At 67.8% G+C, this 21642-nt stretch carries 19 protein-coding genes and 1 riboswitch; of the genes, 14 read left to right on the forward strand and 5 right to left on the reverse strand.

The window, feature by feature from the left end; translation table 11 throughout:
• Positions 1 to 9: 9 nt before the first annotated feature.
• The 5 genes from trxB to QMG72_RS05125 all read left to right on the forward strand — a co-directional run bounded on the left by trxB (position 10) and on the right by QMG72_RS05125 (position 5476).
• Positions 10 to 984: a thioredoxin-disulfide reductase gene (gene trxB, locus QMG72_RS05105; protein ID WP_282359256.1), complete on the forward strand. Its 975-nt coding sequence runs from the start codon at positions 10 to 12 to the stop codon at positions 982 to 984.
• A gap of 106 nt (positions 985 to 1090) precedes the next feature.
• Positions 1091 to 3424, forward strand: coding sequence for an NAD-dependent DNA ligase LigA (ligA, locus tag QMG72_RS05110; protein WP_282359258.1), 2334 nt, complete (start codon positions 1091 to 1093; stop codon positions 3422 to 3424).
• Positions 3421 to 4257 (forward strand): inositol monophosphatase family protein, encoded by an 837-nt coding sequence (locus tag QMG72_RS05115; protein WP_283479877.1) that lies wholly within the window; start codon positions 3421 to 3423, stop codon positions 4255 to 4257. Before ligA ends, QMG72_RS05115 begins: the two co-directional genes overlap by 4 nt.
• A 107-nt stretch (positions 4258 to 4364) precedes the next feature.
• Positions 4365 to 4868, forward strand: coding sequence for a GNAT family N-acetyltransferase (locus QMG72_RS05120; RefSeq protein WP_283479879.1), 504 nt, complete (start codon positions 4365 to 4367; stop codon positions 4866 to 4868).
• 89 nt (positions 4869 to 4957) lie between these two features.
• Positions 4958 to 5476 carry a hypothetical protein gene (locus tag QMG72_RS05125; RefSeq protein WP_283479881.1) on the forward strand — a complete coding sequence of 173 codons (519 nt, stop codon included), beginning with the start codon at positions 4958 to 4960 and terminating at the stop codon, positions 5474 to 5476.
• Here QMG72_RS05125 and QMG72_RS05130 read toward each other — a convergent pair.
• Entirely contained in the window at positions 5473 to 6144 is a 672-nt protein-coding gene (locus QMG72_RS05130; RefSeq protein WP_283479883.1) for a response regulator, read from the reverse strand. The genes QMG72_RS05125 and QMG72_RS05130 overlap by 4 nt on opposite strands.
• Positions 6137 to 7858 (reverse strand): sensor histidine kinase, encoded by a 1722-nt coding sequence (locus QMG72_RS05135; protein WP_283479885.1) that lies wholly within the window; start codon positions 7856 to 7858, stop codon positions 6137 to 6139. The genes QMG72_RS05130 and QMG72_RS05135 overlap by 8 nt, the downstream gene beginning before the upstream one ends.
• 159 nt (positions 7859 to 8017) lie before the next feature.
• Here QMG72_RS05135 and QMG72_RS05140 point away from each other — a divergent pair, with 159 nt between their 5' ends.
• From QMG72_RS05140 to gatB, 4 genes are all read left to right on the forward strand, one after another.
• Positions 8018 to 9487 (forward strand): CitMHS family transporter, encoded by a 1470-nt coding sequence (locus QMG72_RS05140; RefSeq protein ID WP_283479886.1) that lies wholly within the window; start codon positions 8018 to 8020, stop codon positions 9485 to 9487.
• A gap of 222 nt (positions 9488 to 9709) precedes the next feature.
• Positions 9710 to 10006 (forward strand): Asp-tRNA(Asn)/Glu-tRNA(Gln) amidotransferase subunit GatC, encoded by a 297-nt coding sequence (gatC, locus tag QMG72_RS05145; protein WP_226774633.1) that lies wholly within the window; start codon positions 9710 to 9712, stop codon positions 10004 to 10006.
• Between the two features lie 4 nt (positions 10007 to 10010).
• Positions 10011 to 11576, forward strand: coding sequence for an Asp-tRNA(Asn)/Glu-tRNA(Gln) amidotransferase subunit GatA (gene gatA, locus QMG72_RS05150; protein WP_283479888.1), 1566 nt, complete (start codon positions 10011 to 10013; stop codon positions 11574 to 11576).
• Entirely contained in the window at positions 11576 to 13081 is a 1506-nt protein-coding gene (gene gatB / locus QMG72_RS05155) for an Asp-tRNA(Asn)/Glu-tRNA(Gln) amidotransferase subunit GatB (RefSeq protein ID WP_226774631.1), read from the forward strand. The genes gatA and gatB overlap by 1 nt, the downstream gene beginning before the upstream one ends.
• A gap of 84 nt (positions 13082 to 13165) precedes the next feature.
• On the opposite strand, the gene QMG72_RS05160 is transcribed toward gatB, so the two are convergent.
• Complete coding sequence (locus QMG72_RS05160) at positions 13166 to 14071, reverse strand: LysR family transcriptional regulator (RefSeq protein ID WP_226774630.1); 906 nt, start codon at positions 14069 to 14071, stop codon at positions 13166 to 13168.
• Between the two features lie 156 nt (positions 14072 to 14227).
• Between QMG72_RS05160 and tdh the strand changes: the two genes are divergently transcribed.
• From tdh to QMG72_RS05180, 4 genes are all read left to right on the forward strand, one after another.
• On the forward strand, positions 14228 to 15274 hold the full coding sequence (gene tdh / locus QMG72_RS05165) for an L-threonine 3-dehydrogenase (RefSeq protein WP_226774629.1): 1047 nt from the start codon (positions 14228 to 14230) through the stop codon (positions 15272 to 15274).
• A gap of 49 nt (positions 15275 to 15323) precedes the next feature.
• On the forward strand, positions 15324 to 16532 hold the full coding sequence (locus QMG72_RS05170; RefSeq protein WP_226774628.1) for a glycine C-acetyltransferase: 1209 nt from the start codon (positions 15324 to 15326) through the stop codon (positions 16530 to 16532).
• A gap of 68 nt (positions 16533 to 16600) precedes the next feature.
• Positions 16601 to 17710, forward strand: a complete 1110-nt coding sequence (locus QMG72_RS05175) for an NAD(P)/FAD-dependent oxidoreductase (protein WP_226774627.1) — start codon at positions 16601 to 16603, stop codon at positions 17708 to 17710.
• An 11-nt stretch (positions 17711 to 17721) separates the two neighbouring features.
• Positions 17722 to 18960, forward strand: a complete 1239-nt coding sequence (locus QMG72_RS05180; protein WP_283479892.1) for an amidohydrolase family protein — start codon at positions 17722 to 17724, stop codon at positions 18958 to 18960.
• A gap of 18 nt (positions 18961 to 18978) precedes the next feature.
• Here the strand turns inward: QMG72_RS05180 and QMG72_RS05185 are convergent, their stop codons facing one another.
• Positions 18979 to 19659 carry a histidine phosphatase family protein gene (locus tag QMG72_RS05185; protein ID WP_226774625.1) on the reverse strand — a complete coding sequence of 227 codons (681 nt, stop codon included), beginning with the start codon at positions 19657 to 19659 and terminating at the stop codon, positions 18979 to 18981.
• Between the two features lie 51 nt (positions 19660 to 19710).
• On the opposite strand from QMG72_RS05185, the gene QMG72_RS05190 reads away from it, so the two are divergent.
• A complete protein-coding gene (locus tag QMG72_RS05190; protein WP_283479893.1) occupies positions 19711 to 20484 on the forward strand; it encodes a CPBP family intramembrane glutamic endopeptidase in 774 nt (257 codons plus the stop codon).
• Positions 20485 to 20628: 144 nt separating this feature from the next.
• On the opposite strand, the gene QMG72_RS05195 is transcribed toward QMG72_RS05190, so the two are convergent.
• Positions 20629 to 21267: a VOC family protein gene (locus tag QMG72_RS05195; RefSeq protein ID WP_226774623.1), complete on the reverse strand. Its 639-nt coding sequence runs from the start codon at positions 21265 to 21267 to the stop codon at positions 20629 to 20631.
• 216 nt (positions 21268 to 21483) lie between these two features.
• A riboswitch (SAM riboswitch) is annotated at positions 21484 to 21599 on the forward strand.
• Positions 21600 to 21642: the final 43 nt, after the last annotated feature.

A 21642-nucleotide genomic window follows, 5' to 3' on the forward strand; every position in this document is an offset into this window, starting at 1 on the left:
AGCACGACCATGACTGAACAGCTGATCATTATCGGGTCCGGCCCTGCCGGCTACACCGCCGCGATCTACGCCGCACGGGCCGGGCTGGCGCCGCTGGTCATCGCCGGAGCAGTCACCGCGGGAGGCGCCCTGATGAACACCACCGAGGTGGAGAACTTCCCCGGCTTCCCCGCCGGCGTCCAGGGCCCGGAGCTGATGGACGGGCTCCAGCAGCAGGCCGAAAAGTTCGGCGCGCGGGTAGTGTTCGACGACGTCACCGAGGTGACGCTCACCGGGCACACTAAGCGTGTGGTCACCGGGGCCGGGGAGACCCACGAAGCCACCGCCGTCATCCTCGCCACCGGCTCGGCCTACAAGGAACTCGGCCTGCCTGAAGAAAAGAAGTTCAGCGGGCACGGGCTCTCCTGGTGCGCTACCTGCGACGGGTTCTTCTTCCGCGGCCAGGACATCATCGTCGTCGGCGGCGGCGACTCGGCCATGGAGGAAGCGACCTTCCTGACCCGGTTCGGAAAGTCCGTGACAGTTGTGGTCCGCAAGGGCGAGCTCCGCGCCTCGCGGATCATGGCCCAGCGGGCCAAGGACAACCCCAAGATCAGCTTCGCCTGGAATTCCGCCGTCACCGCGATCCACGGCGACGCGAAGGTCACCGGCGTCACCCTGACCGACACCGGCACGGGCGAAACCCGGGAACAGGCTGCCACCGGGATCTTCGTCGCGATCGGCCACGTCCCGCGCACCGAGCTGCTGACCGGCCAGGTAGAGCTGGACGCCGAGGGCTACATCAGGGTCGATGCACCCACCACGGTCACCAACCTCTCCGGCGTCTTCGCCTGCGGGGACGCGGTGGACCACCGCTACCGCCAGGCCATCACCGCCGCGGGCACCGGCTGCGCGGCCGCCCTGGACGCCGAACGCTACCTCGCCGCACTCGAGGACGCGGACAGCATCGCCACAGCGCTCGTCGAGGAACCCACCCACTCCTGACCACCTCCCGGCCTGCGCCGCCGCGCGTCGCGGGCACCCTCCCGGGGCGACTGCTCCGGGGTAATCCTGACCGGACAATGTCGGTGATCTAAGGCAGGATAGGTCTGTGAGCACAGGGAACACTGCAGCAGAAGCCGACACACAAAACCCCTCCGGGGCCGTCCGCGAAGAGTACGAGGTCCTCGTCGAGGAGGTCCGCAGGCACCGCTTCGCCTACTACCAGGACGACGCGCCGATCATTTCCGATGCCGAGTTCGACGAGCTCTACCGGCGGCTGGAAACAATCGAGGCCATGCACCCCGAACTCGTGGCCAATGATTCGCCGACCCAGGAGGTTGGCGGCGAAGTGTCGGCCGCTTTTACCGCTGTCGAACACCTGCAGCGAATGTACAGCCTGGAGGACGTCTTCTCGCTCGGGGAGCTGGAGGCGTGGATCGCCAAGGCCGAAGCCAACATCGCCAAACTGGGCAACGGGATGCCGGCCTGGCTCACCGAGCTCAAGATCGATGGCCTGGCCGTCAACCTGCTCTATCGTGACGGGGTGCTGATCCGGGCCGCAACGCGTGGGGACGGGAGCACGGGGGAGGACATCACCCACAACGTCCGGACCATCAAGGAAATCCCGCAGCAGCTCACCGGCACCGGCTTCCCTGCCGAAATGGAGGTGCGCGGAGAAGTCTTTATCCCGTCCAAGGCGTTCGCTGAATTCAACGAGGCGCTGATCGCGGCAGGCAAAGCGCCGCTGGCCAACCCCCGCAACGCCGCGGCCGGCTCGCTGCGCCAAAAGGACCCGGCGGAAACCGCCAAACGCCCGCTGCGGATGTACGTCCATGGCATTGGCGCGCGCGAGGGACTCGAAACCGCCAGCCAGTCGGATACCTACCGGCAGCTCGCCGAATGGGGGCTGCCCACCAGTCCGTACCTCGAGGTGCTGCCCGGGCTCGCGGAAGTGCTGGAATTTATCACCCGCTACGGGGACAAGCGCCACAGCCTCGCCCACGAGATCGACGGCATAGTTATCAAGGTCGACGCCTTCGCCACCCAACGTGCGCTCGGCTACACCTCCCGGGTGCCGCGCTGGGCCGTTGCCTACAAATACCCGCCCGAGGAAGTCAACACCAAACTTCTGGACATCCAGGTCAACGTGGGCCGCACCGGCCGCGTCACTCCCTATGGCGTGATGGAACCGGTCAAGGTGGCCGGCTCCACAGTTGAGATGGCCACGCTGCACAACCAGGAAGTCGTTAAGGCCAAAGGCGTCAAAATCGGCGACATCGTGGTGCTGCGCAAGGCCGGGGACGTTATCCCGGAGATCGTCGGCCCCGTCCTGGCCTTGCGCGGGCAGCAGGACCCGCCGGTCCGGGACTTTGTGATGCCCACCGAATGTCCCGCCTGCGGCACCCCGCTGGCGCCGGCCAAGGAAGGGGACGTGGACATCCGGTGCCCCAACTCCCGCTCCTGCCCAGCGCAGCTGCGCGAACGTGTGTTCCACCTTGCCGGCCGCGGCGCATTCGACATCGAAGCCCTCGGCTGGGAAGCCGCGATTGCCCTGACCCAGCCCGCGGAACCGGAAACTGCGCCGCTGACCAGCGAGGCGAACCTGTTCCGGCTCACCCACGCTGACCTCGCGGAGGTGCGGATCCGGCGGGAAAAGCGGGCCAAGGGTGTCGGCACCGGTGAGTTCGAGTTGGTGCCGTACTTCTTCAGCAAGGGCACCGCCAAGACCCCGTCCAAGCCCACGGCCACCACCGAGAAGCTGTTCCGCGAACTGGAAAAGGCCAAGGCCCAGCCGCTCTGGCGCGTCCTCGTGGCGCTCTCCATCCGGCACGTCGGTCCGCGGGCCTCCCGCGCGCTCGCGACGGCGTTCGGCAGCATGGACGCGATCCGGCAGGCCTCCGAGGAAGAGCTCGCCAACGTCGACGGCGTCGGGCCGGTCATCGCTGCCGCCCTGACCGAATGGTTCACCGAAGACTGGCACCGAGGGATCGTGGACACCTGGGCGGCCGACGGGGTCCGGATGATTGACGAGCGCGACGAATCCATGCCCCGGACCCTGGCAGGACTGACAATCGTGGTGACCGGCAGCCTGGCGGGCTTCAGCCGGGACGAAGCGAAGGAAGCCATCCTGATCCGTGGCGGCAAGGCATCCGGCTCCGTCTCGAAAAAGACGGATTACGTCGTGGCCGGGGAGAACGCGGGCACCAAACTGGACAAGGCCGAACAGCTCGGCGTGCCGGTCCTGGACGAGGATGGCTTCCGCGCCCTGCTGGCCAACGGGCCGGAGCCGTCGCCGGCAGCGAAACCCGGCCCCGCGCCCGCTGACGGATCCGGCGGCGGCGGCAATGACAGCGGCGGCGAGCACGACGGCGGTGGCAGCAATGACCGCGGTGGCCGCAGCGAAGACTCCGAAGAAAACCACCAGGATGTGATGACCGAATGAGCGCCGAAAACCCAGACCCGTCCACCGGGCTGCCGGCCGCGCTGCTGGAGCTCGCCCGGCGGGCGGCAGCTGCCGGTGCCGCCGTTCTGGCCGGCCGGAACGCTGCCGAACTGGACATCAGCAACAAGGGCGACGCCGGTGACTGGGTGACAGCTTTTGACCTCGCCGCGGAAAGAGCCGTCCGCGAAGTGATCAGCAGGGCCAGGCCGTTCGATACCATCACCGGAGAGGAGGGTGGCACAGTACTGCCGCCCTCGCCCAGCGGCTACCGCTGGTCGATCGACCCGCTCGACGGGACCGCCAACTTCATCCGCAACATCGTCTACTACGGCACATCGGTGGCCGTCGCGGACCCGCACGGAGTCTGGCTGGCCGGCGTGGTCGATGCCCCTGCCCTGGGCCGGCGCTACTACGCGCTCCGCGGGCACGGAGCCTGGCTCGAGGAAGGAGGCCGGCTGACACCACTTGCCGGGCCGCTGCCGGGCCGCAGCGGACAGATCCTGGCCACCGGCTTCAGCTACGACCCTGCCGTCCGGGCCGAGCAGGCATCCGGGCTGGGCAGCATTATGGACGGCTTCGCCGACGTCCGCCGCCTCGGCTCCGCCGCCTTGGACCTTTGCCTCGTCGCGGACGGCACGCACGACGCCTACGGGGAACGGGGACTCAATGAGCACGACTTCGCCGCCGGAGCCCTCATCGCCGAAGAGGCCGGCTGCTGGGTGCGTCGCCCGCGGCTGACCAGCCCGCTCGCCGGAGGCCCCTCCGACGACGAACGACTCGCCGCCTGGACCTGCGCCGGGACGTTGGAGCTGTCCGGAAAATTCCCGCTTTAGCCCCCGGTGCCTGCCCTGCCGTTCTGATTTCCGGCCGTTCTGATAGTTCAGTCACGGAAAACGCCGTTTCGGTGCCAGAGCGGCCCGGGCGCGCTTAGCATGGATAAGTGCATCCCCAGATCCTTATCCGTCCCGCAGTTCCGGCCGACTACAACGCCATCGCGCGCATTACCCGGGACGCCTACCTCGCGGCAGGCTATTTCCAGAGCGCCGACCACCCGTACATGCGGCAAATCCAGGACGTCTCCCGGCGGGCCGCGCACGCGACCATCTGGGTCGCGGAGCGTGCCGGACAGATCGTAGGCTCCGTGACCCTGGCCGTCGCCGGGGAACCCTATGCGGACATCGCCAAAAGCGACGAGCTGGAATTCCGGATGCTTGTGGTGGACCCTGAAGTCCAGCGCAGCGGTGCAGGCGGGGCCATGGTCCAGGCCATCCTCGAGCATGCCCGGCTGTTGGCCGGGATCAATGCCGTGGCGCTGACCACGGGCCTGACCTGGGAAAGCGCTCACGGGCTCTACCTCAAGACCGGTTTCCAGCGGGCCCCCGAACGCGATTGGGTTGTGCCGGACACCGACATCAAGCTGCTGGTCTACCGCCAGGAGTTGTAGCCCGGCCGGACGGGCAGGACTCCTCCTTGCGGCGCTCACCCTGGGGTAGGTTAGTGTCAATCGAAACGCTTAGGCACTCTGGAGGACCCATGGCAGCGCGCATCCCCGCCTCAATCGATGCAAAGCTCCTCGGCCTGTATCTCTCGGACCACCTGACCGGCTCCACCGCCGGAGTCTCCCGGATCCGACGCATGGCTGAGGCCTACGCCGACACCCCGGTGGCGGGCGAGCTCTCCCGGATCAGCCAGGAGATCAGCAGCGAACGCGAGGTGCTCCGCGGCATCATCAAGGATCTTGGGTTGCGGCCGCGCCGTCACCGTCAAGCCGCCGCCTGGCTGGGCGAGCACGCCGGCCGGCTCAAACTCAACGGCCGCATCGTCAGCCGTTCCCCGATGACCATGGTGCTGGAGGCTGAACTGATGCGCTCCGCAATCCTGGGAAAGCTTGGCGGCTGGCAGGTCCTGGCGGAGCTGGCGCCGGACCTCGGAGTCGACCCTGTTACGTTGGCCGCGCTGGCCGACGACGCCCGCAACCAGATCGAGGCTCTCACCCGCGTGCACGAGTACGCCCGCAGCAACGCCTTCCACCTGCACGGGGACCTGGGCTAGCCGGCGGCGCCGGCCGCCAGCCCGTAGCGGTGCTCCGGGCGCCCGGTGCTGCCGTACCGCAACTGGATGTCGACGGCGCCGTCGTCGGCGAGCGCTGACAGATACCGCTGTGCGGTGGCCCGGGAAACGCCTACCCGGGTGGCGACCTCGGCCGCGGAGTACTGCTCACCCGGTGCCAACGATTCCAGCACCGCTGCCTCGGTGGCGGACCTGGGCTTAGCGGAGGCCATCACATCGCCTGGGATGAGCGCCCGCTTGGCCCGTTCCACAGTGTCCTGGGTGACGTTCCCGGGCTGGGCCAGGATCCGCCGGTAGCGCGCGTACGAGCGCAGCTGCTGCGACAACGACTCGGCAGTAAATGGCTTGAGCAGATACGCCAGCGCCCCGCGCCGGAACGCGAGCCGGAGCGAGACCGCGTCCGCGGCGGCGCTGAGGATCATGGTGTCCACGTCCAGCTGGTGGAGCAGGTCCAGGCCGGAAGCGTCCGGCAGGTACACGTCCAGCAGCACCAGATCCGGGCGCAGGCTGTGGATGGCCTGCAGCGCCTGCGACGTGGAGCCCGCCGGGGGCAGGGCCAGGAATCCCGCCACCGAGTCCACGTAGGCCGCGTGCAGCTTGGCGACGTGGAAATCGTCGTCCACAATCAACACCCTGATGTCCTCAGGCATCGTTGTCCCTTTCGTTAGGCTTCGTCTCAGTGGGCACAATGGTCCCCGGCAGGGTCGCCATAAAAACCGCGCCGGGGCCGCCGGCGGAGCCCGGGTCAAGTACGCGCACGTCGCCGCCGCGCCGTCGCGCCAGCTGGCGGGCCAGCGCGAGGCCCAGGCCCTGGCCGGCGCCCGCCCGCGCCGGACGGCCGGCGGTGGTGAATCCGTCCTCGAACACGTCATCAGCACCGCCGGCCGCAGCGGCAGGCAGCCCGTCACCGGAATCCCCGACGACGATCAACAGCGTGCCGCCGTTGCCTCCGGTGCCGGGCTCGTCAAGCACTTCCACCTCGACCCAGCGGTCCGGTAACGGGCCCGCGACGGCGGCGTTCACCGCGTTGTCGATCAGGTTGCCGAGCACGGTGGTGACGTCCTGCGGCTCGGTGACCTGTCCCCGGACCAGGGTTTCCGGTCCGAGCCGCAGGCTCACGCCCCGCTCGTCCGCTTCCACCCCTTTGGCGCCGAGGAAGGCCTGCAGATAGGGGTCCTGGAGCAGTTCGGCCTGGTCCACGGGAAATTTCAGCGGCCCGGTGGCAGCCAGCCGGGCCAGGTAATCACGGGCCTGCTGATGCTCGCCGATGCTTATGAACCCGGCGATGGTGTGCAGCTGGTTGGCGAGCTCGTGCCGCTGGGCCCGGAGCGCGGTGGACATGGTTCCCACGGCGTCGAGCTGGCGGGTCAACTGCTGAAGTTCGGTCCGGTCCCGCAGCATCAGCACCCAGCCCAGGTCCTCCCGGCCGTGCAGGGCCTTGCGGGCGCTGGCCACCAGCACCCGCGCGCCGACAACAAGTTCCACGGCGTCCCCTTCAGCGGCGTCGGACCTGGTCAGCGCCAGCAGCCGGGCCGGCACCGGAGCATCGGCCCACGGCGTGCCGGTGAGATCAGGCTGGCCCAGCAGGCGCCGGGCGGCGGAGTTGAACACGCTGATCCGGCCGTCCGCGGCGACGCCGATCACGCCGTCGTCGACCCCTTGCAGCACCGCCACCTGGTCGTGGACCAGGGTGCTGATTTCCTCCGGTTCCAGGCCCAGCGTCAACCGCTGGAGCCGGCGCCGGAGCAGGAACGACGCGAGAACGCCGACCAGCAGGGCGCCGGCCGCGGTCAGGGCGATCGGAACGATGTCCCGGCCCAGGCTCTGGCTGACGCTTTCGGTAGAGTAGCCCACACTCACTTCGCCCACCACGGTGTCCGATTCCGGGGCGAACACCGGGACCTTGGCCCCGGCCGAGGGGCCCAGGGTTCCGGTGTTCCGGGTGGTGACTTCCTTGCCGGCGAGCGCCTCGGACGGGTCAGTGCTCACGCGCTCGCCCAGCCGCTCAGCCTCGGGGTGCGCCAGCCGCAGTCCGGTCTCGTCGGTGATGACCACAAAAAGTGCTCCGGTGCGGGTGCGGGCGCCCTCGGCTGCTGCCATCAGCGGCCCGGCCAGCAGTTCGGCCGGCGGGGGAGTGCCTGGCTGCGCGCTGATCTGCTGCACCGCGGCCCGCACCTGCGGATCGGAAGCGACGGTCCGGGCCAGTGTAAGGGCCTGGTTTTCGGCCTCGCGGCCCAGCCGGTCATAGGTGAGCCAGCCGTGCACGGCGCTCGTCAGGAGCACCACCAGGGCCACCACCGCCAGCTGGAGCAGCAGGGTCTGGGTAGCGAACCGCAGCGGCGTGCTGCCGGTTATGCGTGGCACGTTGACCCTCCTTCGGGTGTGAGCACAATGCGCACAATGCGTCCAACAAGCAGTATGCCAATCAAATGCGGCAAAGACCCGGCCGTGACGCGCGCCACCCTAGCGTCTGTAGTGCGCATCACACCGGGGTGGTGCACTTCACTGCAGAAGGAGCCGGCTGTGCTGGTATTACTAGGTTTCGCCATGATCACGGTTTTTATGGTGCTGATCATGACGAAAAAACTGACGCCCGTGCTGGCGCTCATTATTGTTCCCACCGTTTTCGGGCTTTTCGCCGGCGCCGGACTTGGCATCGGCGACATGGTGCTTGATTCCATGAAGTCGATGACCTCCACTGCGGCCCTGCTGATGTTCGCGATCATCTACTTTGGCCTGATGATCGACGTCGGGCTCTTCGACCCGCTGGTCCGGTTCATCCTGCGCCGGCTGGGCAACGACCCCGCCAAGGTGGTCCTCGGCACCGCCGTCCTCGCCGCGGCGGTCTCGCTCGACGGTGACGGATCCACCACCTTCATCCTGACCACCGCTGCGATGCTGCCGGTGTACCTGCGCCTGAAGATGAGTCCCGTGATCCTTACCTGCGTAGCCGGCCTGGCCAACGGCACCATGAACATCCTGCCGTGGGGCGGCCCGACCGCCCGCGCCGCCTCCGCACTGAAGATCAGTGTCTCGGAGGTGTTCGTCCCAATGATCCCCTCGCTGATCGCGGGCCTCGTCGTTGTGTTCGTCTTCGCCTGGCTGCTGGGCCTGCAGGAGCGCAACCGCCTGCGCACCGTCGCCCCCGAGATCTGGGGTTCTGCGGATACCCCCGGCGACAGCTACGCCGGTACCGGTACCGGTACCGGCACCGGCTTCGGCCGGCTCGGCTTCGGCCGCAAGCCGTCCGGTCCCGGCGGAAGCCCCGCCGCGGCACGGTCGGCAGTGGCGGTCCTGGAACACACCGGGGACCTCGCCGACGAACGCGATTCGGCCATGGCGGATACCGCGCTGGATCCCAACCGGTCCACGCTTCGGCCGAAGCTGCAGTGGTTCAACCTGGGCTTGACGGTTGCCATTATGGTGCTGCTGGTCGCCGACCTCGTGCCGCTGCCCTTTGTCTTTATGGTCGGCTCCGCCATCGCGCTGCTGGTGAACTTTCCCCGGCTCAAGGACCAGGGCGCGCAGCTGATCGCGCACGCACCTTCGATCGTCGCCGTCGTCAGCATGGTGATGGCCGCAGCGGTCCTGACCGGAGTGCTGAACGGGACCGGAATGGTCAAGGCCATGTCCCAGTGGCTTGTGGCCATCATTCCCGCCGACATGGGCCCGTTTATGGCCGTCATCACCGGCGTGCTCAGCATCCCCATGACGTTTTTTATGAGCAACGATGCCTTCTACTTCGGCGTCCTGCCGGTGCTCAGTGAAACGGCCGGCCACTACGGCATCAGCGCCGCGGACATGGCCCGCGCCTCCATCACCGGCCAGCCCTTCCACCTGCAGAGCCCGCTGGTACCGGCGATCCTGCTGCTGGTCTCCCTCGCCAAGGTGGACCTGGGCGACCACCACAAGAAGGTCCTCTGGCGCACGGCAGTTATCTCCCTGGTCATGCTGGCCACCGGAGTACTCACCGGAGCCATCGGCATCGGCTGACAAAACAAAACTGTGAGACTGTCGAGTTCGGAAATTTTCCGGACTCGGCAGTCTCGTTCGGTGAGCGCAGCACATCGGCGACGGGACGGACATCCGGAAGCGTGCGTCTAAGCGAGGAACGAGCGAGCACGCGGAGGATCGTCCGGCCCGCCGCCGACGGCGGAAGGGCTTAGGGCCACGTAGACTGGGACGGAAAATAATCCGAACTTGCAGGGGAGATCCATGGCTGCGATCAACCGCGACGACGTCGCGCATCTCGCGCGTCTCGCGCACATCGAGATGAGTGCTGAAGAGCTGGACACGATGGCAGGCGAACTCGCCGTCATCGTCGATTCAGTGAAGTCCGTAAGTGAAGCCGCCGGTGATGACGTCCCGGCCACGTCCCACCCGATCCCGCTGACGAATGTGTTCCGCGAGGACGTAGTAGGCCACACTTTCACGGCCGAACAGGCACTCTCCGGCGCTCCCGATGCGTACGAAGGCCGCTTCAAGGTCCCCGCAATCCTGGATGAGGGCTAAGAACATGACTGAGAACAACGAACTGATCCGTTCCTCCGCCGCGGCGCTCGCCGGCAAGCTCGCCGCCCGTGAGGTCTCCGCCGTCGAGGTCACCCAGGCGCACCTGGACCGCATCGCCGCCGTCGACGGCAAGGTCCACGCCTTCCTGCACGTCAACACCGACGAAGCGCTCGCCGTCGCCGCCGAAGTGGACGCGATCCGCGCCGCCGGCGGCGCCGCCGCCGAAGGGCTGCACGCGCTCGCCGGTGTGCCGATCGCCGTCAAGGACCTCATTGTTACGATCGGCCAGCCCACCACTGCCGGCTCGAAGATCCTCGAAGGCTGGCGCAGTCCCTACGACGCCACAGTCGTGGAGCGCCTGCGCGCCGCCAAAATGCCGATCCTGGGCAAAACGAACCTGGACGAATTCGCGATGGGCTCCTCCACCGAGCACTCCGCTTTTGGCCCCACCCACAACCCCTGGGACCTGGACCGGATCCCCGGCGGCTCCGGCGGCGGCTCGGCTGCTGCCGTGGCGGCCTTCGAAGCGCCGCTGGCCCTGGGCACCGACACCGGCGGCTCGATCCGCCAGCCCGGCGCCGTCACCGGCACCGTGGGCGTCAAGCCGACGTACGGCGGAGTGTCCCGCTACGGTGCGATCGCCATGGCGTCCTCGCTGGACCAGATCGGCCCGGTCTCGCGCACCGTACTGGACTCCGCACTGCTGCACCAGGTCATCGGCGGGCACGACCCGCGCGACTCCACCTCGCTGCCGGACCCGCTGGAGGACCTCGTGGCCGCCGCGTCGATCGGCAACGTGACCGGCATGAAGATCGGCATCATCAAGGAACTTCACGGCGAGGGCTACCAGGCCGGCGTCGAGAACCGTTTTAACGAATCCCTTGAGCTGCTCAAGGGCGCCGGCGCGGAAATCGTCGAGGTGTCCTGCCCCAACTTCAAGTACGCCCTCGGCGCCTACTACCTGATCATGCCCTCCGAGGCCTCCTCCAACCTGGCCAAGTTCGACGGCGTCCGGTATGGCCTGCGGGTCCTGCCCGAAGAGGGCCCGATGACGATTGAGCGCGTGATGACTGCGACCCGTGCCGCCGGCTTCGGCGACGAGGTCAAGCGCCGGATCATCCTGGGTACCTATGCGCTGAGCGCCGGCTACTACGACGCCTACTACGGCTCGGCCCAGAAGGTGCGCACCCTGATCCAGCGCGACTTCGACGCCGCGTTCGCCAAGGCCGACGTGCTGATCTCCCCAACGGCGCCCACCACGGCGTTTAAGCTCGGCGAGAAGCTCAACGACCCGCTGGCGATGTACCTCAACGACGTCGCCACCATCCCCGCCAACATGGCCGGCGTGCCTGGGCTGTCCCTGCCCGGCGGCCTGGCCGACGAGGACGGCCTGCCGGTCGGTGTCCAGCTGCTGGCCCCGGCCCGCCAGGATGCCCGGCTGTACCGGGTCGGTGCGGTGCTCGAATCCCTGCTGGAGGCGCAGTGGGGCGGCCCGCTGCTGGATAAGGCTCCTTCCCTGACGGCCCCATCCCTTAACGACGCTGTCGCGAGCCACGGAGGTTCCCACTAATGACTGACGCAACCCTCAGCTTCGAAGAGGCGATGGAGAAGTACGATCCCGTCCTGGGCTTCGAAGTCCATGTGGAGCTCAACACCAAAACGAAGATGTTCTCCTCCGCGCCGAACGTCTTCGGCGACGAGCCCAACACCAACGTCAACGAGGTGGACCTCGGGATGCCCGGCGTGCTGCCCGTGGTAAACAAGGCCGCGATCGAGTCCTCGATCAAAATCGGCCTGGCACTGAACTGCACAATCGCCGAAACCTGCCGTTTCGCCCGGAAGAACTACTTCTACCCGGACACCCCGAAGAACTTCCAGACCTCCCAGTACGACGAGCCCATCGCGTACGACGGCTACCTGGACATCGAGCTCGCCGACGGGACAGTGTTCCGGGTCGAGATCGAGCGCGCCCACATGGAGGAGGACGCCGGCAAGCTGACCCACATGGGCGGCGCCACCGGACGTATCCAGGGCGCGGACTACTCGCTTGTGGACTACAACCGCTCCGGGGTGCCGCTGGTGGAGATCGTCACCAAGCCGATCGAGGGTGCCGGGTCCCGCGCCCCCGAACTCGCCAAGGCCTACGTGGCTGCGGTCCGCGAGATCGTCAAGAACCTCGGCGTCTCGGACGCCAAGATGGAGCGCGGCAACGTCCGCTGCGACGCCAACGTCTCGCTGCGCCCGCACGGCCGCGAACGCTTCGGCATCCGCTCCGAGACCAAGAACGTCAACTCGCTGCGCGCCGTCGAACACGCGGTCCGCTACGAGATCCAGCGGCACGCCGCCGTGCTGGACTCCGGCGAGCCCGTCACCCAGGAAACCCGCCACTGGCACGAGGACACCCGCTCCACCACCTCGGGCCGGCCCAAGTCCGACGCCGACGACTACCGCTACTTCCCGGAACCGGACCTGGTGCCGATTGTTGCGTCACGCGCCTGGGTCGAGGAACTCCGGGCCACGCTGCCCGAGCCGCCGGCCGCCCGCCGTAAGCGCCTGCAGGCCGACTGGGGCTATTCGGACCTGGAGTTCCGCGACGTTGTTAACGCCGGCGTAATGGACGAAATCGAGGAAACCATCGCCGCCGGCGCCACGGCCACGGTGGCCCGCAAGTGGTGGATGGGCGAGATCGTCGGACGCGCCAAGAACGCCGACGTCGATCCCGGCCAGCTCGGCGTGTCACCGGCGACCATCGTGGAACTGAACACGATGGTCGAGGACGGCAAAATCAACAACAAGATGGCCACCGAGGTCCTGGACGGCGTACTCGCCGGCGAAGGTACCCCGGCGGAGATCGTCGAGCAGCGCGGCCTCGCAGTGGTCTCCGACGACGGCCCGCTCCTGGAAGCCATCGACGCGGCCCTCGCCGCGCAGCCCGGCGTTGCGGACAAGATCCGCGGCGGCAAGATCCAAGCAATTGGTGCGATCGTCGGCGGCGTGATGAAGGCCACCCGCGGCCAGGCCGACGCCGGCCGCGTCCGGGAGCTGATCCTGCAGCGCCTCGGCGTCGAAGGCTAGGCCCCGCCCAACTGACTCGCAGTTGTTGTCGTTTTGCCCCCTCAAAACGACAACAACTGCGAGTCAGTTGGGTTATCAGTTGGGTTAACGGACCAGTTCGGTCATGATCGTCTGCAATGCTTCGCAGACGATCATGACCGATCTGCGTTTAAGGTTCTCCGGCCGGGCCAGCACGTCGATCCGCCGCCGGGTGCTGATGCCCTCCAGCGGCCGCAGCACAATCCCCGGGTTCAGGGCAGGCCGGGCGGTGTAGCGGGGAAGCAGCCCGATCACACCCCCGGTCGCCACGAGCGCCGCCACAGTGGAGTAATCGTTGATCCGGTGGACGATGTTCAGCTCCCGGCTGGAGACGGCCGCGAGCGCGGCCAGGACGTCCGCGGGGGAGTAGCCCGCGCGGCTCGTCACCCAGGGTTCGCCCACGACGTCGTCCGCGGTCACCGCCGCCTGGCCTGCCAGCCGGTGCCCGGCCGGCAGCGCGACATCCAGCGGCTCGTGCGCGAGCGGGATTACCGCGACGCGCTCCTGGGGCCAGCCCGGGCTGTGGTCCATCCGGTGCGCGAGCACCAGGTCATACCGGGCCGTCAGCGCCGGGAAGTCCTGCTGGGCCACGTCCTCGTCCGTGAGCAGGATCCGCGGTTGCCCCGGCCCGGCCAGGCGCCGGGCGAGCGGGGCGAACAACGCCTGCCCGGCGCTGTGGAAACCGCTCAGCGTAACCGGCGCCACCGCCGAGCCGTGATAGGCGCCGATAGCAGTCCGGGCATCGGCCATGGCGCTGACGACGGCGGCCCCGGCGTCGGCGAGCACCTGCCCGGCCTCGGTCAGGACCAGGTTCCTGCCCTCCTTGCGGGTCAGCGGCACGTCCACGGATTTCTGCAGGGCGGCCAGCTGCTGCGACACCGCCGAGGGTGTAACGAGCAGGGTTTCGGCGACGGCCTTGACGCTCCCGAGGGCCCCGAGCTCGCGGAGCATCTCCAGCTGGTGGATTTCCATGCCGCCCAGTCTATGCGCAAGGGGAATCTAAATCGTCGATTGAGAAAAGTACGGTTGTGCTAATGCTTTTCACCGGCTCTAATGGGGTGAGTTGTCCCACACCCGCTGTCCGAGGCAGCGCACCCAACGTGCCGAACGGCACAGTGAGGAAGGCCCATGAAGGCTCTCTACAAGGCCGGCGCGCACGCAGGATTCGAACTCGTTGACCGTCCCGAACCGGAGGCAGGCCCCGGGGACGTCAAGATCCGGGTCATGACCACGGGCATCTGCGGCACCGACCTGCACATCCAGTCCTGGGACGCGTGGGCGCAGGGCATCATCAACACCCCGCTGATCGCCGGCCACGAGTTCTACGGCGAAGTCGTCGAGACCGGCGAGGACGTCCTGGACGTCAAGGTCGGGGACCGGGTGTCCGGTGAAGGCCACATCGTCTGCGGCATCTGCCGCAACTGCCGCGCCGGCCGCAAGCAGATGTGCATCAACACCGTCAGCGTCGGCGTGCAGCGCGACGGCGCGTTCGCCGAGTACGTTGTTATCCCCGAGACCAACGTCTGGGTGCATCAGGACTCCTCCGTGACGCCGGAACTCGGTGCCATCTTCGACCCCTTCGGGAACGCCGTGCACACCGCGCTGAGCTTCCCGCTGGTCGGCGAGGACGTGCTGATCACCGGCGCCGGGCCCATCGGATTGATGGCGATCGCCGTCGCCCGCCATGCCGGCGCCCGCAGGATCGCCATCACCGATGTCTCCGCACCGCGGCTGGAACTCGCGCGGACCCTCGGCGTCGACCTCGCCATCGACGTCTCGAAGACGCGGGTCAAGGACGCCCAGCGGGAACTGGGCCTGCGCGAAGGATTCGACATCGGCATGGAAATGTCGGGACACCCCACGGCGTTGCCTGAGATGATCGAGAACATGAACCACGGCGGCAGGATCGCGATGCTGGGACTGCCCAGCCAGTCCATCGACATCGACTGGGGCAAAGTGGTCACGCACATGCTGACCATGAAGGGCATCTACGGCCGGGAAATGTTCGAGACCTGGTACGCCATGAGCGCCATGCTGTCCTCCAACCCGGTCCTGCACGCCAACATCTCCGCCGTTGTCACGGACACCCTTCCCGCCACCGATTGGGACCGGGGATTCGAGATCGCCCGGGCCGGCGTCGGCGGCAAAGTGGTCCTCGACTGGACCTGCTTCTAACCCCCCACCGTTTCGGCCCACCGACCCCACCAGCGCAGGAGCCCACACCATGTATTCAGCCATTAAGAACCAGCTGCAGCACGAACTGGAAGAGATCCGCGGCGCCGGCCTGTTCAAGACCGAGCGGCACATTGACTCGCCCCAGGCAAACCACATCAAGGCGGGCCAGATCGGCGGGGCCAGCGCGGACGTGCTGAACTTCTGCGCCAACAACTACCTGGGCCTCGCGGACCACCCCGAAATCATTGCCGCAGCCAAGTCCGCGATGGACGAGCGGGGCTTCGGCATGGCCAGCGTGCGGTTCATCTGCGGCACCCAGGACCTGCACCTGGCCCTGGAGGAACGCGTCTCGGCGTTCCTCGGCACCGAGGACACCATCTTGTTCTCGAGCTGCTTCGACGCTAACGGCGGTGTGTTCGAGTCCCTCTTTGGCCCGGAAGACGCCGTCATCTCCGACGCCCTGAACCACGCCTCGATCATCGACGGCATCCGGCTCTGCAAGGCCCAGCGGTTCCGCTACGCCAACCAGGACATGGCGGACCTCGAATCGAAACTGATCGAGGCCAGCACGCAGGAGAACCCGGCCCGCCGCAAGATCATTGTCACGGACGGCGTCTTTTCGATGGACGGCTTCCTGGCCCCGCTGGAAGCGATCTGCGACCTCGCCGAAAGATACGACGCCATGGTCATGGTGGACGACTCACACGCCGTCGGTTTTATGGGCGCCAGCGGAGCCGGCACGCCGGAACACGCCGGCGTCTCGGACCGCGTGGACATCTACACCGGCACCTTCGGCAAGGCCCTGGGCGGCGCCTCCGGCGGTTACGTCTCCGGCCGCCGCGAAGTCGTCGCCATGCTCCGGCAGAAGGCCCGTCCCTACCTGTTCTCCAACTCGCTGGCCCCGGCCATCGTCGCTGCTACCCTCAAGGCCCTGGACCTGGTGGAGAACTCCGGCGAACTGCGCAGCAAACTCTTTGACAACGCCGCGCTGTTCCGCCGCCGGATGGCCGAGGAAGGCTTTGAGCTGCTCCCGGGCGAGCACGCCATCGTCCCGGTGATGTTCGGGGACGCCGTCCTGGCCGCCAAGGTCGCGGACGCGATGCTGGAGCACGGCGTCTTCGTCACGGCGTTCAGCTACCCGGTAGTTCCCAAGGGTGCGGCCCGGATCCGGGTACAGCTCTCCGCGGCGCACAGCGCCGAAGACGTCGAGGCCTGTGTGCAGGCCTTTGTGCGCAGCCGCGCCGCCGTCGCGGGCTAAGCGGCACCGGATGAAGCCTGCGGCGCCGGGAACGGCGCCGCAGGCTCTCCGTCTGCGAGGATGGAACCATGTCAGCTAATTACGATGTTGTGATTGTCGGCGGCGGGATCGCCGGCTTGTCCCTTGCCTCAGCCCTCGCCGGGAAGTGCAGCGTCGCGTTGGTGGAAGCCGAGCAGAGCCTGGCATACCACACCTCGGCACGCTCGGCGCGGCAGCTGATCCCCAGTTACGGTCCGGCAGTTGTCCAGGAGCTCACGCTGCGGACCCTCGCGCTGATCGCCGCCCGGGACGCCGAACTGCCGGAGCCGGTGCTCTCGCCCCGCAGCTTTATGCTGATCGGCGACGACGAGGCTGTCCGCGGCGAGTCCAGCGGGCAGATGGTGCCGATTAGCCACGCCGCGGCGATGGAGCTCTGCCCGGCACTGCTCCCCGGCTCCTTCTCCGCCGCGGGCCTGGACACCGGCTCCTTCGGCTGTGACGCACCCCTGCTGCTCGAGGACCACCGCCGGCGCGCGGCCGCCGGCGGCGTGGACATCATTACCGGCGCAAAGGTCCACTCGGCCCAGCGGCTCGGGTCCGGCTGGGAACTCGGAGCCGGGCAGGAAGGCTTCGCAGCCGCCGTTGTGGTCAATGCCGCCGGCGCGTGGGCGGACGAACTGGCAGTACTCAGCGGGGTCGAGAAAGTCCAGCTGCAGCCGTACCGGCGCACCGCGGCTATCGTCGACGTCGAGCATCCCCTTCCGGAGTCCAGCCCCATGGTGTGCGCGGCCGACAACTCCTTCTACTTCCGCCGGGACGGCGGGCAAGTGCTGATCTCGCCCTCGGAATCGGTGCCCAGCGGCCCCGAGGACGCGCAGCCGCACCCGGGGGACATCGAGGCGCTGAGCGCCCGGCTTAATACCCTGACCACCCTCGGCATCCGCGGTGTCCGCCGGGCCTGGACCGGATTGCGGACGGAGGCGGCCGACGGTGTGCCCGTGGTGGGATTCGACGCCGAAGCCCGGGGCTTTTTCTGGCTGGCCGGGCAGGGCGGCTATGGCTTCCAGACCTCCTCCGGCATCGCCGAGCTGGCCGCGGACCTTATCCTCGCAGGCCAGGGCGCCGGATCCACTGCCGCCGGTCCGGTATCCCGGACAGCGGCGCCGCTGGCGGCTACGCGCTGGTCCATCCGGCACTGAAGAATGGTCTTATGAGCACCCTGATCACAAACATTGCCGAGCTGATGACCCAGGACCGGGACCACCGGGTGCTGAAGGACGCCGCGCTGGTGATCGACGGCGAACGGATCGCCTGGCTGGGCCGGGCGTCCGACGCGCCGGCCGCCGACGGCACCGTCGACGCCGGCGGCCGTGCCCTGCTGCCGGGCTGGGTCGATTCGCACACCCACCTCATCTTTGCGGGTGACCGGACCGCCGAATTCGAGGCCCGGATGGCGGGGGAGAGCTACACTGCGGGCGGGATCGCCGCAACCACCGGGGCCACCCGCGCCACCGGAGACTTCGACCTCACCCGGCTGGCGATGGGCCGGGTAGCCGAAGCTGTTTCGCAGGGCACCACCTATCTTGAAACCAAAACCGGCTACGGCCTGGACGTTGACAACGAGGCCCGCAGCGCGCGGATCGCTTCCACAGTTGTGGACGAGGTCACCTACCTCGGCGCGCACCTTGTCCCCGCGGGGATGGACGCCGAGGAATACACGGAGCTCGTGTGCGGCCCGATGCTCTCCGCCGTCCGGCCGTTTGTGCGCTGGGCCGACGTCTTCTGCGAACGGGGCGCGTTCACCGAGGACCAGTCCCGGCGCGTGCTCCAGGCCTGCCGGGACGCCGGGCTGGGCCTGCGTGTGCACGGCAACCAGCTCGGCGAGGGCCCCGGTGTGCGGCTCGCCGTGGAGTTCGGCGCGGCCAGCGTGGACCACGTCAACTACCTGTCCGCCGCCGACGTCGACGCCCTCGCGGGCAGCTGGTCCGGCTGGGACAGCGGTAACGGCGGTAACGGCGGGGAGCGCCCCGGCACTGGCGCCGGACGCGGGACTGTGGCGACCTGCCTGCCGGCCTGCGACCTGTCCACCCGGCAGCCGCTGGCACCGGGCCGGGAACTGCTTGACGCCGGCGTGCAAATCGCCCTGGCCTCCAACTGCAACCCGGGCACCTCCTATACCAGCTCGATGGCGTTTTGCGTCACCACGGCGGTGCTGCAGATGCGGCTCAGCGTCCATGAGGCCGTGCGCGCCGCAACGTACGGCGGTGCGCTGGCCCTTGGCCGGGAGTCCGGGAACGACACCGACGGAGAGCGGGCCGTCGGTTCGATCGCCGTCGGACACCGTGCGGACCTCCACCTGCTGAACGCACCGTCCGCCACCCATCTGGCCTACCGGCCCGGCATCCCGCTGACCCACGCGGTCTGGCGGGCCGGGGTCCGGGCGCGCTGACGCCTGCCGCTGCGGCCGCTAGAACACCATCCGCGGAGCGTTCAGCACGGTCTCATCAACACGCCGGGCCTCCCACTGGCTGAACGGTTTGTCGAGTTCATACTTTTTCTCTGCGGTGCGGTACAGGGTGCGGACCTCGGCGTTGTCCGGGTTGTTGAGTGATTCGAAGTACTCCACGGACCAGTGGAACCAGCGCATGCAGAACAGCCGCATGGTCAGCCCGTGGGTCACAAACAGCGCATTGGGGGCGTAGCTGGGTTTGGACCAGTGCCGGTACAGCGTTTCCATAAATGAGGAGATCCGGTCATAGACATCGGAGCCGGATTCGCCTTCGCGGAAGCGGTAGAAAAAGTGTCCGTAGGCGTTGCGGAGTTCCTTCTGGTCTTCGATCTCACCGGCGATCTGGAAGTTGGCCCAGTCCTGCTCACGCAGCCGCGGCTCCTCGATCACGCGTTCAACCAGCGCGCCGAGGTTCATCGCCTCCAGGGTCTGATAGGCGCGCAGGTACGGGGAGACGTAGACGCAGGCCGGCTGCCCGTCCAGCAGCCGCCGTACCCGTTCGCCGGCTGCCCTTGCCTGGTCGATGCCAAGCCCGGTCAGCGGGATCCGGTAGTCGGGCACCCGGTTGTAGATCGAGGTGTCGGCATTGGCGGCGGACTGGCCGTGCCGGATCATGATGATTTTCCCGGGCGCACTCATAAACTCCAAGCATAGGCGTGACGACCGGGAAAAACCGGGCAAGATAGGACCATGCTGGTTCCCTCCCGCCGTCGCCTGCGGCTAGAAGTCTGGATCGTCCTGGGCCTGTCCCTGGGCCAATCCGCCGTCTACTCGGTCGTTCAGCTGCTGGACAAGCTGACCCGGGCGCCGCTGGCGGAGGGGACTTCCACCCTGAACCGCTCCCAAAGCAGCCGCGAATACTTTGACCTGAGCTACCAGCTGCTGGACATTGTCTTCGCACTGGTACCGGTGGTCCTGGTGCTCTATTTCCTCACCGAACACCGGGTGTCCGGTGCGGCCGGCAGCGGAGCCACGGCGTTCGGGAAACTGGGATTCACGTTTGCCCGCCCGGGCAGGGACCTGCTCCAGGGCCTCGGGCTGGCGGCCCTGATCGGTGTACCCTCCCTGGGCCTCTACGCTGCGGGCCGGGCGCTGGGGATCACCACGGCGATTATCCCCAGTGCCCTCGATTCCTACTGGTGGACGGTGCCGGTGCTCATCCTCTCCGCGGTCCGGCACGGGATCGTGGAGGAAGTGATTGTGGTGGGCTACCTGCTGGACCGGCTCGGCAAGTTCGGCTGGAGCCTGCCGTTGGCCATCTTCGCCAGTTCCATGCTGCGCGGCAGCTACCATTTGTACCAGGGCTTCGGCCCGTTCATCGGCAACGCGATCATGGGCGTCGTTTTTGCACTGGTGTACACCCGAACGCGGCGGGTGATGCCGCTGGTGATCGCCCACGCGGTGCTGGACACCGTGGCCTTCGTCGGCTTCAGCCTCTTTGGCAAGGCCATCGGCCTGGGCTGAGCCGCCGGAGGGGCTCTGCGGGGGAGGGGTTCTGCGGGGCACGGCGGCGGCGGCGCTGTGCGTGCTTTAAGAATTTCGGCCACCATCGGTGGGTGACGTCGTTGACACCCGCTGATGGCGGCCGAAGTGTGGGGCGGTGAAGCCTCAGATGGTGACGGCTCCGGAGGCCGTCTCAAACGTGACGGAGAGGATGCCGGGTGTCCCGCGCGGAGCAATCCAGTGCACGGCCACGTCTTCGAGCGGCTTCTCCACCGGAACGCCGAGCCATTCGGTGACGCGCTCGGCCGAACCGGCAATCGTGAGGGCGGACATTTTGACGTTGCCCTCGTAGGCCTTCGACGGGTGGAGTTCCGGATCGCCTTCCCATTTGAGCATGTACGGGACCTGGGGATCGGCGATGAGCCCAAGGATGCCAATCTGCTTCCAGACCAGCTCCCGGCCGTCCGGGAACTTGCGGTTGCCGTTGACGGCGGCGCGGCCGAGCCGGACTTCGAACGGGGCGAGGTCGTCGACCTCCACACACCAGCCCATCCAGCCGCCGCCGGCTTCGGAGCGGGCGCGGACGGCCTGGCCGAAGGGGGCCTTGTCGGAGGCCGGGTGGTTCAGGACCTCCACCACCTCGAGGTACTTGTGTCCCGCTAGCGGGATGATCATGTTGCGGGTCCCGAATCGGGGGTGTACTCCGCCCTTCACGGCTTCCACGCCGAGGGCAGACGCAATTCGTTCGGTGGTGGCAGCGAGGCCATCTTGTTCACAGGCGTAAGAGACGTGATCCATGCGCATGCCATCATCTTGGCACTTTGTGATGCGCCTCTCAGCTTAGGGTACCCTTACTGGCAGTTGGGGTCGGATCCGGACTGTTCCGGCCACACTCTCGGCAGCACACTTGGCAGCACACGTGGCCGCATTGGCATGGCATCAGCAGCGCCGCGGCCGGGCCAGCTTCATCTTTGTCATAAAGCTATCCACCGCCTGCAACCGGTTCCTAGACTGGGGTGAGGTCATGAGTGCCAGCGCACAGCCCCGGCTTGCTGGCCGGCAACCCTCGTATCGCGGTGGGGTGCCCCGGGTGAGGACCTGGCCGTCCGGCGCCCGCCGGGAGGCAAGCGCGGCGCCAGCACGGGCCCGGGCCACGGTGCCCAGGCTCAGGCTGTGCCC

Origin of the sequence: Pseudarthrobacter sp. PH31-O2 (assembly GCF_030063265.1) — a bacterium.
Taxonomy (GTDB): domain Bacteria; phylum Actinomycetota; class Actinomycetes; order Actinomycetales; family Micrococcaceae; genus Arthrobacter.